Source organism: Pseudomonas sp. SCPG-7 (assembly GCF_002156405.1).
In the GTDB taxonomy this organism is placed as follows: Bacteria; Pseudomonadota; Gammaproteobacteria; order Pseudomonadales; family Pseudomonadaceae; genus Aquipseudomonas; species Aquipseudomonas parakoreensis.
The window spans coordinates 598,198-610,196 of sequence record NZ_MVOO01000001.1; the positions used below are offsets into that span (position 1 = coordinate 598,198).

General features: G+C 59.8%; 10 protein-coding genes. 9 read left to right on the forward strand and 1 reads right to left on the reverse strand.

Features of this window, described 5'->3' with window-relative positions; all coding sequences use genetic code 11:
- The first annotated feature begins 8 nt into the window (after positions 1-8).
- The 8 genes from B1722_RS02740 to B1722_RS02775 all read left to right on the forward strand — a co-directional run bounded on the left by B1722_RS02740 (position 9) and on the right by B1722_RS02775 (position 10,476).
- Positions 9-443, forward strand: a complete 435-nt coding sequence (locus tag B1722_RS02740) for a YeeE/YedE family protein (protein WP_041063930.1) — start codon at positions 9-11, stop codon at positions 441-443.
- 2 nt (positions 444-445) lie between these two features.
- A complete protein-coding gene (locus tag B1722_RS02745; RefSeq protein WP_086791216.1) occupies positions 446-865 on the forward strand; it encodes a DUF6691 family protein in 420 nt (139 codons plus the stop codon).
- A 115-nt stretch (positions 866-980) separates the two neighbouring features.
- Positions 981-2,171, forward strand: coding sequence for a sodium:proton antiporter (locus B1722_RS02750; RefSeq protein ID WP_086791218.1), 1,191 nt, complete (start codon positions 981-983; stop codon positions 2,169-2,171).
- A 223-nt stretch (positions 2,172-2,394) separates the two neighbouring features.
- Positions 2,395-3,480, forward strand: a complete 1,086-nt coding sequence (locus B1722_RS02755) for an efflux RND transporter periplasmic adaptor subunit (RefSeq protein WP_052510577.1) — start codon at positions 2,395-2,397, stop codon at positions 3,478-3,480.
- A complete protein-coding gene (locus B1722_RS02760; protein ID WP_086791220.1) occupies positions 3,477-6,686 on the forward strand; it encodes an efflux RND transporter permease subunit in 3,210 nt (1,069 codons plus the stop codon). Before B1722_RS02755 ends, B1722_RS02760 begins: the two co-directional genes overlap by 4 nt.
- Complete coding sequence (locus B1722_RS02765) at positions 6,687-8,114, forward strand: efflux transporter outer membrane subunit (protein ID WP_086791222.1); 1,428 nt, start codon at positions 6,687-6,689, stop codon at positions 8,112-8,114. It begins immediately after the preceding gene.
- A 67-nt stretch (positions 8,115-8,181) separates the two neighbouring features.
- Positions 8,182-9,522 carry a putrescine-ornithine antiporter gene (gene potE / locus B1722_RS02770; RefSeq protein ID WP_086791224.1) on the forward strand — a complete coding sequence of 447 codons (1,341 nt, stop codon included), beginning with the start codon at positions 8,182-8,184 and terminating at the stop codon, positions 9,520-9,522.
- A gap of 48 nt (positions 9,523-9,570) precedes the next feature.
- Positions 9,571-10,476 carry an amino acid ABC transporter substrate-binding protein gene (locus B1722_RS02775; RefSeq protein ID WP_086791226.1) on the forward strand — a complete coding sequence of 302 codons (906 nt, stop codon included), beginning with the start codon at positions 9,571-9,573 and terminating at the stop codon, positions 10,474-10,476.
- A gap of 44 nt (positions 10,477-10,520) precedes the next feature.
- On the opposite strand, the gene B1722_RS02780 is transcribed toward B1722_RS02775, so the two are convergent.
- Positions 10,521-11,114: a TetR/AcrR family transcriptional regulator gene (locus B1722_RS02780; protein ID WP_086791529.1), complete on the reverse strand. Its 594-nt coding sequence runs from the start codon at positions 11,112-11,114 to the stop codon at positions 10,521-10,523.
- A 197-nt stretch (positions 11,115-11,311) separates the two neighbouring features.
- On the opposite strand from B1722_RS02780, the gene B1722_RS02785 reads away from it, so the two are divergent.
- Entirely contained in the window at positions 11,312-11,989 is a 678-nt protein-coding gene (locus tag B1722_RS02785; RefSeq protein ID WP_041063946.1) for a type 1 glutamine amidotransferase domain-containing protein, read from the forward strand.
- The last annotated feature ends 10 nt before the right edge of the window (positions 11,990-11,999 follow it).

Here is an 11,999-nt window from a genome sequence, read left to right on the forward strand (position 1 = left end):
GCTACAAAATGAGCATCGATTGGCTGAACTTTACGCCTTGGACTGCCTTGGGCGGAGGGGCCTTGATAGGCCTGGCGGTCGCGGTATTCGTGCTCGCCAATGGTCGCATCGCCGGCATCAGTGGCTTGATTGGCAGCGTGATGCAATTTGGCAGTGAGGGCTGGAGCGAGAAGGCATTGTTTCTTCTTGGCCTGATGCTCGCGCCACTGTTGTGGGGAGTGTTTGCCGTACTGCCGCAGATCGAGATCAAGGCAGAATGGCCGACGCTGATCATTGCGGGACTGTTCGTCGGCGTGGGCACCCGTTACGGCTCTGGCTGCACAAGTGGTCATGGGGTTTGCGGGATCTCTCGACTGTCTGCTCGATCCATCACGGCAACGATGTGCTTTATGTTCGCCGGTTTTGCAACGGTGTACGTCATTCGTCATGTCGTGGGGGCTTGAAAATGATCAAGCTCAGCGCTTTTTTCGCAGGACTGATCTTCGGCCTTGGGCTGCTCCTGGCAGGCATGGCGAACCCCGCCAAGGTACTGGCTTTCCTGGATGTGGCCGGGGCCTGGGATCCGTCACTTGCACTGGTGATGGGAGGCGCCATCGCCGTGGCGGTTATCCCGCTGAACTGGGCGCGGAACAATAAGCAATCCTTGCTGGGAGCCCCCATGCAGCTACCGATGAAACGGGAGCTGGATGCCCGCCTGATTGGCGGCAGCCTGCTGTTCGGCATCGGTTGGGGGATGGCGGGAATCTGCCCTGGGCCAGCCGTCGCTATTCTGCTTACCGGGCACGGGCAAATCATCGTATTCGTGTTGGCCATGCTGGCCGGCATGTACCTGTTCTCTCTATTGGAACGTCGACGCAGGAGTTGATCAGGTAGTCGATTGGGGAATCCTCACATCCATTGATTTTTATCAGAAGACGCTACGAGCAATGAATTAAACCTGCCTTATCCCTTCTCTCTGAACCCGGACAGGCAGGTGACCGATGTATCAGAACCTGGCACTGCTTGCCGCCTTCCTTCTTGTCTATAGCCTGTTTGCCGGACGTTTCGAGTCGCGCCTGCTCAATGGGCCTCTGATGTTCATGCTCGCCGGGCTGATGCTTGGCCCGGCATTCCTGGGCCTGCTGCTGCCCCGGATCGACAAGGACGGCCTCCGGATCCTGGCCGAACTGACCTTGGCAATTGTGCTCTTCAGCGATGCCGCCAACGCTGATCTCAAGGTGCTGAAAGCCCACGAAGGATTACCGCTACGCTTGTTGTTGATCGGGCTGCCGCTGACCATGCTCGGTGGCTGGCTGGTCGGCATCTGGCTGTTTCCGCAGATTCCCTCGATCGAACTGGCCATCTTGGCGACTCTTCTGGCGCCCACTGATGCCGCACTGGGCAAGGCTGTCGTGAGCAACCCGAAGGTGGCGGCATCCGTGCGTGAAGGACTGAACGTGGAGAGCGGGCTCAATGACGGCATCTGCGTGCCGGTGCTGTTGATGTTCCTGGCCCTGTTGATCGAAGAACAGACGCGGTCGCCCGTCTCGCTGGCGGTGGAGCTGGTTGCCGAGGAGCTTGGCATTGGCGCGCTCGTCGGCGTCGCCCTGACGTTGATCGCCTGGTTGTTGCAGCGTTACGCCGGGAAGCGCCATTGGCAAACACCCATGTGGTCGCAGCTGACGCTACCCGGACTGGCGCTGGTTTGCTTTGCCACCGCGCAAGCATCAGGTGGTAGCGGGTTTATCGCGGCGTTCGTTGGCGGCCTGCTCGCCAGTTATCTGTTTGCTGAACAAAAGCATGATCTGCTCAAGGCCAGTGAAGAGTTCGCCAGCCTGCTTTCCGTCATTACCTGGGTGGTATTTGGCGCGCAGGTAATCCCTTGGGCCTGGAGCAGTTTCACGCTGAATATCTGGTTGTATGCAGTGCTCAGCCTGACCGTGGTTCGCGTACTGCCTGTGCTCATCAGTCTGGCAGGGACTGACTTCGACTTCGAAACCCGGCTGTTCATCGGCTGGTTCGGCCCGCGCGGCCTGGCAAGTATTGTCTTCGCCGTGATGATTCTGGACTACCCTCTGCAAGTCGGTCGTACGTTGGTGGCTGTAGCAGCCTGTACCGTTTTACTGAGTGTGCTGCTCCATGGTTTGAGTGCCAACCCATGGGTCTCGCGGCTGGCAAATCGTGTTCTTTGATAATTGTCAGAAATGCCACTGAATGCCGGTGCTAGCGTTGTGATCAACAAATGGCTAAGCGTCTGTCCGAGAAACCTTCACGGAGCAGAATATGGGCAGGAACATGAGTGTTGGCAGGCAACTCGGCTTGCCCGTCGCCATTATCGTCGGCAGCCTGAGCCTGCTCGCCGGCTGCGGCAAAGAACCCCCGACCCTCGCCCGTCAAGCGCCTGATGTCACGATCATGACGGTCACCGCACGCACGACACCGGTGACCTTCGAGTTCGTTGCGCAAACCCAAAGCTCCCGCGAAGTGGAGATCCGCGCCCGGGTTGCCGGGTTCCTGGAAAAACGGCTGTACACCGAAGGCGACCTGGTAAAAACCGGGCAGACGCTGTTTCAGATGGACCGCAAGCCCTTTGAAGCTTCGTTGCTCTCGGCCCAGGGGCAACTGGCTCAACAGCAGGCACGCTGGGAGGTGGCCAAAGCCACCCTCGCCCGTGTCCGGCCGCTGGCGGCGCAGAATGCTGTCAGCAAGATGGACCTGGACAATGCTGTCGGCGATGAGCGTCAGACCAGAGCCGCCGTGCTGGCCGCCGAAGGGTCGGTGCGAACCGAACAGCTGAACCTCAGTTACACCACCATCGCCTCCCCGCTTACCGGTCTTTCAAGCTTTGCCAAAAAGCAGGAAGGCAGTTACGTCACACCCGGTGAGTCCGGACTGCTGACCACCGTCTCGCAGATGGACCCGATCTACGTCAACTTCAGTCTTTCGGAAAACGAGACGCTCAAGTTCCGCGAAGAGATTGCTTCCGGGCACCTCATATTCCCGCTGCGCAGTGAATTTGTCGTGGAAGTGGTATTGGCCGACGGCTCGGTGCTGCCCGAACAGGGGCGACTGAATTTTGCCGCGCCCTCCTACAGTCAGGACACCGGCACCTTTCTGGTCCGCGCCGTGGTCGCCAATCCCAACGGCCAATTGCGTCCCGGCCAGTTCGTGCGGGCGCGGGCCATCGGCGCTACCAGGCCGAACGCCATCGTCGTACCGCAAAAAGCCGTTCTGGAGGGGGCCAAGAGCCACTTCGTCTGGGTGATCAATGCTGCGGGCAAGCCCGAGCAACGAGTGGTCGAAGTGGGTGATTGGCACGGCGATGACTGGTTCATTACCCAAGGGTTGCAGGCCGGTGAACGGATCGTGGTCGACGGTGCGATCAGAGTCACGCCCGGAGGGCCGCTGAACATCATTGCCCCTCCTGCCCCGCCAGCTAACCAGACGCCGACAAAACCGATGGCTGCCAGCACGCAGCAAGACACCGGGCACAGCCCATGAGTATTTCCCACTACTGCATTGATCGCCCCATTTTCGCTTCGGTGATCTCAATCATCATCACCCTGGCCGGCGCGGTGGCCATGGCCAAATTGCCGGTGGCCCAGTACCCGGATATTACCCCACCGCAAATTACCGTTTCGGCAACCTACCCCGGCGCCGATGCCCAAGTGGTGGCCAATAACGTGGCAGCGCCGATCGAGCAACAGGTCAACGGCGCCGACAATATGATCTACATGAACTCGTCGAGCTCGGCGACGGGGAACATGACCCTCAACGTGTTCTTCGAGATTGGCACCGACCCGTCCCTTGCCCAGGTCGATGTGCAAAACCGCGTCAATCTGGCCTTGCCGCAACTGCCCTCCGCCGTCCAGAGCCAAGGCATTCAGGTACAGAAAAAATCTTCCGCGTTCATGATGGTGCTTGCCGTGTATTCTGCCGGCGAGCGCTATGACAGCACCTATGTCGCCAACTACGCGAACCTCTACATTCTGGATGCAATCAAGCGCATTCCGGGGGCCAACCAGGCGAGCATTTTCGGCACGCCGGACTACGCCATGCGGATCTGGCTCAAACCCGATCGCATGGCGCAACTGGGCATTACCGCCGCTGACGTACAGACAGCGGTCGCCAACCAGAACCAGCAATTCGCCGTCGGCCGTGTCGGGCAATCGCCGACCGGCCAGGCCGTGGAGCAATCGTTCGCGGTGACCACCAAGGGCCGCCTGACGGAGCCTGCGGAGTTCGAGAACATCATCTTGCGCGCCAGCAACGACGGCGCGGCCATCGTCCGTCTGAAGGACGTGGGGCGCGCCGAACTCGGGCAGAAGGACTATTCGCTGCGCAGCACCTATCAGGGACGTCCCGCCACGCTGATTGCGGTGTATCAGCAACCGGGGGCAAACGCCCTCGATGTCTCGGCAGCGGTGACGTCGACCCTGGCACAAATGAAAACGACATTTCCCGAAGGGATCGAATACAAGATCGTGATGGACACTACCGCGTTCACCCGCGCATCGATTTCCGAGGTGATTCACACCTTTTTCGAAGCGCTGGTGCTGGTGGTCGTGGTGGTGTTCATCTTTCTGCAGAGTCTGCGCGCCACGCTGATCCCGGTACTCGCCGTACCGGTGTCGATTGTCGGCACCTTTATCGGCATGTCCGCCCTGGGATTTTCGGTGAATATGCTGACGCTGTTCGGCATGGTGCTGGCGATCGGCATCGTGGTCGACGACGCGATCGTGGTGATTGAAAACGTCGAACGCAATATGCACGTACACAAGATGAACCCCAAGGACGCCGCCAAACGCGCCATGGATGAAGTGGCCGGCCCGGTGGTCGCGATCGTGCTGGTGTTGTGTGCGGTGTTCGTGCCGGTGGCTTTCATGGGGGGCATCACCGGGCAGCTCTACAAACAGTTTGCGATCACCATCGCCATCTCCGTGGTGATCTCCGGCTTGGTAGCGTTGACGCTTTCACCGGCCTTGGCCGCCCTGCTGCTCAAACCTCACCAAGGCGAAAAGAACGCTTTTTTCCGCTGGTTCGAACGTAGCTTCGAACGCATGACCGAAGGCTATTCGCGTGCCGTGGCGTTCATGATCAAACGCTTTGTGCTGGCGTTGCTGCTGTTCGCCGGCATGATCGTTTTGATTGCGCTGATGGCGCAGCGCATTCCCAGTGCCTTTCTGCCACCGGAGGATCAGGGGTATCTGCTGGGCGCGCTGATCATGCCCGATGCCGCCAGCCTGGATCGCACCGCTGAAGTGGGCAAGGTCGCCAGTGATTTCTTCATGCATGACGAGGCCGTCGAGGGTGTCGCAATCGTTAACGGCTACAGCCTGCTCGATGGCCAGAACAAGAACAATGCCGGTGCCTTTTTCGTCGGGTTCAAGGATTTCGAAGAGCGTTACAAGGACTCGCAAACCATCAAGGAACAGAGTGCTCCAGCGCTCATCCAGAAAGCGGCCCGGGCCTTTTCCACAGTACAGGGCGGGATCATTTTGCCGGTCAACCCGCCATCCATACCGGGCCTCGGTACCACGGGCGGCATGGAGGTGTGGGTTCAAAGCAAGGGCGACGCCAGCGTCGGGCAACTGGCCGAGATGGTCGGCATGCTTGTCGCAAAAGCCAGGCAGCGTCCGGAACTCGGCGCCATCACCTCGACCTTCAATGTGTTTTCCCGGCAATTGCTGGTCGATGTCGACCGCGAAAAGGCCGAGACGCTGGGGGTGCCGGTGGAAGACGTGTACAGCACCATGCAAACCATGTTCGGTTCTCTGTATGTGTCTCAATTCAACAAGTACAGCCGCTTGTGGCAGGTGATTCTGCAGGCTGAACCGAGCTACCGACTCAAGGCTGAAGACTTGCAGCAGATTTATGTGCGCAGCAAGAACCTGGGGATGGTGCCGCTCAAAGCGCTGCTGACCACCCGCTACGTCATCGGCCCCGACCTGCTGACGCGCTTCAACAACTTCCCGGCAGTCAAGCTCACCGCCAACGCCGCGCCCGGCTACAGCTCCGGTCAGGCACTCAAGGCGCTGGAAGAGATCAGCGCTGAAATCATGACCAATGACTATGCCTTGGCCCTGAGTGGCGAGGCCTTCGAGGAGAAAAAAAGCGGGGGCGCTTCCTCTCAGGTGTTCATCTTCGGCCTGGTCATGGTGTTCCTGATCCTGGCCGCGCAGTACGAAAAATGGTCCCTGCCCGTCGGGGTATTGCTGGCGGTGCCCTTTGCGTTGTTCGGTGCCCTGCTCGCGGTACTGATTCGCGGGTTGAGCAACGATGTTTACTTCCAGATCGGCTTGACCATGCTGGTCGCCCTGGCCGCGAAGAATGCCATCCTTATTTTCGAATTTGCGGTACTGAACCGGGAAAGCGGCATGTCTGCCTACGATGCGGCAATGACCGCCGCCAGGGAGCGGCTGCGGCCTATCGTGATGACGTCCCTGGCGTTCATTCTGGGGTGTGTCCCATTGGCCATTGCCGTCGGCGCATCGGAAAACAGCCGACACTCGATCGGCACAGGTGTCATCGGCGGGATGTTGGCGGCAACAGTCATCGCCATTTTCTTCATCCCGCTGTTCTACTACCTGGTTGAACGCTTGACCGAGAAAAAAGGCGCGCCGCAACAGACCACCCCGCCGCCTTCGCTCACATCGCCCGGAGAGATCCCCGGTGGCGCTCCCCTGCACAGACATGAGGGGGAATGAATGCGCACATGCCATTTGTCGTGGTTGATTTGTCTGGGGCTCAGCGGCTGCATGCTCGGCCCGGATTACCAGCGCCCGGCCACCGACACCCCGCCGGCCTATCGCTACGCAGAGCAAGAGGCCAACGACCTGTCCAACGCGTTGTGGTGGGAACAGTTCAACGATCCGGTGCTCAATGACTTGATCCGCAGCGCGCTGGCGCAGAACAAAGACATCAAGATCGCCGCCGCCCGGGTCGAGGAGTTTCAGGGCCGTTACGGTGTGGCGCGTTCGCAGCTGTTTCCGCAAATCGGCGCCGCCGCGCAAGGCAGTCGTTCCCGCGCGCCACGCGACAATGGCCCGGTACCGCTGGACTCCAGCGTCGACCCGATTTACCAGAATTATCAGGCCACCCTGAGTGTGAGCTGGGAGCTTGACGTCTGGGGGCGCTTGCGGCGACTCAATGAGTCGGCGCGGGCTGACTTGCTGGCCTCGGAAGAAGGTCGGCGGACGGTGATACTCAGCCTGGTCTCGTCGGTGGCATCGAGTTACATCGCGCTGCGCGATCTTGACCGCCAACTGGAAATCGCCCGCACCACGGCCAAGGCCCGTGGCGACTCCTACGAAATCTTCAAGCTGCGTTTCGGTGCCGGGACCATTTCTGAAATGGAATTGGCGCAAAACCTTTCGGAATTCCAGCGCACCCAGGCATCCGTTGCGCAATTCGAGTCACTGGTGGCGCAACAGGAAAACAATCTGGCGGTGCTGCTTGGGCGCAATCCGGGGCCGATCATCAGAGGCCGTGAGCTGACACAACTGTCGCTGCCATTGGTGCCCGCCGGGCTGCCTTCGGACTTGCTTGAGCGCCGCCCCGATCTGCGGCAAGCCGAGTTGAATCTGGTTTCCGCCAACGCCCGAATCGGTGCGGCCAAGGCACTGTATTTCCCGACGATATCGCTGACCGGATTGTTGGGCTCGGTCAGTAACCAACTGTCCAACCTGTTCACCGGGCCGGCCGCCACCTGGTCTTACGGGGTCGCGGCCAGCATGCCGCTCTTCACCGCTGGCGGGATCGCCGGCCAGGTGCAACAGGCCGAGGCCGTTCAAAAACAAACCTTGCTGGCTTACCAACAGTCGATCCAGTCAGCCTTCAGGGATGTTGAAAACGCCCTGGTTGCCGCGAGCAAATCCCGCGAGCAAATGACTTCTCAAGGCAATCAGGTCGAAGCCTTGCGCACCTACACCCGGTTTGCCCGGCTGCGTTACGACAACGGCTATACCAGCTACATAGAAGTGCTGGATGCCGAGCGCAGTCTGTTCGACGCCGAGCTGACCTACACCCGGACCCGGGGTTCGGTGTTCACCGCCATGATCGATGTTTACAAGGCAACGGGCGGAGGCTGGATAAACAAGGCAGACACGTTGACCTCAACCGTCGGCGAACATTGACCATGACCACGCTGCAGTGCGTTCAAGGGCTGGGCGCGGATGCACTTCGCCGATCGAGGGGGTTTCGATGACCGACACCAACAAGAAAATGAGCCTGACGGGACTCACCACTTTGGTGACCGTCAACATGATGGGCTCGGGCATCATCATGTTGCCGACCAGCATGGCGCAACTCGGGGCGGTCTCGCTGTTGTCATGGATCGTCACCGCTGTCGGTTCCATGGCCATTGCATATTGTTTTTCCCAGTGCGGCATCTTTTGTCTGCGCTCGGGCGGGTTATCCGCCTACACCGAAGAGGCGCACGCAAAGTCGGGATTTTTCCTCTGCTCGTATCTGTATTTCCTGTCACTGGCCATCGCCAACGTGGCGGTGGCCATCTCCGCAGTGGGATACATGACGTCGTTCATGCCTTGGCTGGGAAGCGGCGCCATTCCTTTGTTCATCGGAACGGTCGGCTTGCTCTGGATAACCACCGTGGCAAATTTTGGCGGCCCCGGCGTTACCGGCAAGATCGGTGCGATTACGGTCTGGGGCGTGATCATTCCGGTCGCCGGCTTGAGCCTTATCGGATGGTTCTGGTTCAAACCCGATCTGCTGATCGCCGCCTGGAACCCTTACCACCTGCCCATTTCCGAAGCGATCAGCAAAGCAATTCCGCTGACACTCTGGGCCTTTCTCGGCATGGAATCGGCCGCCCAGGCCTCTGACGCGGTGGAAAACCCCACGCGTACGGTGCCGCTGGCCTGCCTGTTCGGCACACTGGGAGCGGCGGTTGTCTACGTGCTCTCGACGACCGTCATTCAGGGGATCATTCCCAATGCCGAGCTGGCTAACTCGTCCGCGCCGTTCGCGCTGGTTTATGCGCATATGTTCAACCCGACGGTCGGCCACATCATCATGGCGTTGGCAGTGATGGCATGCGTGGGCTCGCTGTTGGGCTGGCAGTTCACCCTGGCACAAACCGCCAAGATGACGGCTGACCAAGGCATGTTTCCCAAACTGTTCTGCAAGGTCAGCGCCCGCAATGCCCCCATCGTCGGGATGCTGGTCTGCGGCGTGCTGCAGACCTTGATGGCGCTGTCGACCATTTCGCCGAACGCCAGTGCGCAGTTCGGCAAACTGGTCAGCCTCGCCGCGGTGACCAACCTGATTCCCTATGTAACGGCAGCCACCGGGCTGCTGGTCATGATGTACAAAGTCAAGGTCAGTGCCAGCGTGTACACCCGCAATACCTTGCTGTTGGTGGTGGCCGTGGCGTACTCCCTCTACGCGTTGTATGCCTGCGGCAAAGATGCGGTGTTCGGCGGCATTCTGGTTCTGGTGTTCGGCTACCTGCTCTACGGCTTCCTCGCCAAACGTTTTGTCGACGTGCCTGTGCCGGTTCCCCCGCGGGCCGACAATCCTTGACCGCCGTCATCGTGACGGCTCAGACAGCTGAATTCGAGGAACCCGCACATGAACGTGAAACTGAGCAAATCCCACCCGCTGCTACTCGTCTGCCTACTGACGCTATTGCCAGTCATGGCCCATGGCAGCACGCTTGAGCGCATCCGCACGAGCCATACGTTCACCCTCGGTTACTTGCCTGACTTCGCGCCGTTCAGCGAGCAGGTCGCCGATAAAGCCAGCGGATATGCCATCGACCTCTGTTTGAAAATCGCCGAAAAGGTCAAAAGCGAACTGGCGTTGCCCGCGCTGAAGATTGCGTACCAGCCTGTATCTCTCAACGACGAAATCAATGCCGTCAATTCGGGGAAGATCGACATTCTCTGTACACCGACCCCTCCGACACTGGCGCGGCGCTCGCAGGTCAGCTACTCGGTGCCGGTCTACACCGCCGGTCTCTCGGCCGTGGTGCGCGAGGACGCCTCCCAGCCGTTGCTTAATGTGCTCAATGGCAAGGTGGCCCATACCGGGCCAACGTGGCGTGCCACCGCAAACCTTGGGCTGTCCAATCAAACGTATGCTGCCATCGCCGGCGGTGTGACCGAGGCGTGGATACACCAGCAGATGCGTTTGCTCGGCGTGGTGGCCACGCTGGTCACGGTGGAGAATGCCGATGCAGGCCTCAAACAGGTTGCCGATGGCAAAGCCAGTGCGTTCTTTGCTGAGCGCATGGTGCTCAAGCATCTGTTGAGCAGGAATGACCCGGAAGGTCACCTGGTGCTGCTGGAGCGGATTTTCGAGTACGCGCCGACGGCCATGGCACTGGATCGAAACGACGAAGATTTCCGTCTGCTGGTCGACACTGCGCTGAGTGAAATGTACCGCGCCGGCGACATCGAGCAGGCGTACGACAAATACCTGGATGGCGCCGGCGAAGCGGCGAAGAAGCTGTTCAAGATCTACGCGCTACCTTGAGGGCGAGGCCACCAGAATCGGGGGCGCTCAACAGGCCTGGCGCTTCAGTTTGATGGCCGCTGCAAAAGCCGCTTCGTCATCACCATCGAGGTCTGCAATGACTGCCCGGTGCGCTGCAGCTTGTTCAGCAGACTGGCGCCCAACCAGAGCTGGTAAAGGGTTTCCGCCAGCTGACGAGCATCAGCATCCGGCACACTTTTATCCAGCTGCCCTGCTTCCAGGCACGTCGTGATCCGCGCAACGATGCGCTCGGCGCCGTCACGCAAGGTGAGGCGCATCGACTCGGACAGGTCGGCGACTTCCGCGCTCAACTTGACCACCAGGCATTCATCGCCGTGACCTTCCAGGGTGCAGCGGTTCTGCCAGCCCTGCCAGTAATCCATCAGCCGCTCATAGGCACTGAGCCCCGGCAGTGTCAGGCGTCGCTCCATATCTGCGAGGTAGCCGACGAAGTAATCCTCCAGCAACGCCTGGCCGTAGAGTTCCTTGGATTTGAAGTAGTGATAGAACGAGCCCTTGGGCACACCGGCGGTCTGCAGGATCTCGCTCAGGCCAACGCTGGTGAAGCCCTTTTCGGCCATCATGCGGTGGCCGGTGTCGAGCAGGTGTTGGCGGGTATCGTCGTAGGTCGGTTTCATGGGGCGCAAAATACCAAACATTAGACCAGTCGTATATTTCTGATGAGCAGGAGTTTGCCACAGTGATCGCGCGGAAACACCGCCGTAAAAAATTTACTAGACGACCGGTCTAATATGAATCTATGCTGTGCCCGTCATTCCTTCCAAGGTGTCGCAGACGAACCCGTCGAGGACACCCGACCACCACAGGGCGCTCTATGAAAATCTTGATGGTTCTGACTTCCCACGATCAGCTTGGCAACACCGGCAAGAAAACCGGCTTCTGGCTCGAAGAGTTCGCGGCCCCCTACTACGCCTTCAAGGATGCCGGTGCACAGATCACCCTGGTATCGCCGGCTGGCGGCCAGCCTCCGCTCGATCCGAAAAGCGATGAGCCCGATGCGCAAACCGCTGAAACCGAGCGCTTTCGCAAGGACCCTGCTGCCCAACAGGCACTGGCCAACACCGGGCGTCTGGCGGATGTCAGCGCTGAGGATTTCGATGCTGTGTTTTATCCCGGTGGCCATGGCCCGCTGTGGGATCTGGCCGAGGACAAACACTCGATCGCACTGATCGAAGCCTTCGACCGCAGCAACAAACCCCACGGTTTCGTCTGCCATGCGCCGGGTGTGCTGCGCCACGTCACGGCTGCCGATGGCAAGCCGTTGATTCAAGGCCGGGACGTCACCGGTTTCACCAACGCTGAAGAAGCCGCTGTGGGCCTGACCGATGTCGTGCCGTTCCTGATCGAGGACGAGTTCCAGCGTCTTGGCGGGCGCTACTCCAAAGTGGCTGACTGGCAGGTTCACGTGGTGATCGATGGCCAACTGGTGACTGGTCAAAACCCTGCCAGCTCGGCAGCCGTTGCTGAAACGTTGTTGAAGCTGTTGGCCTGAGCCACCAGCC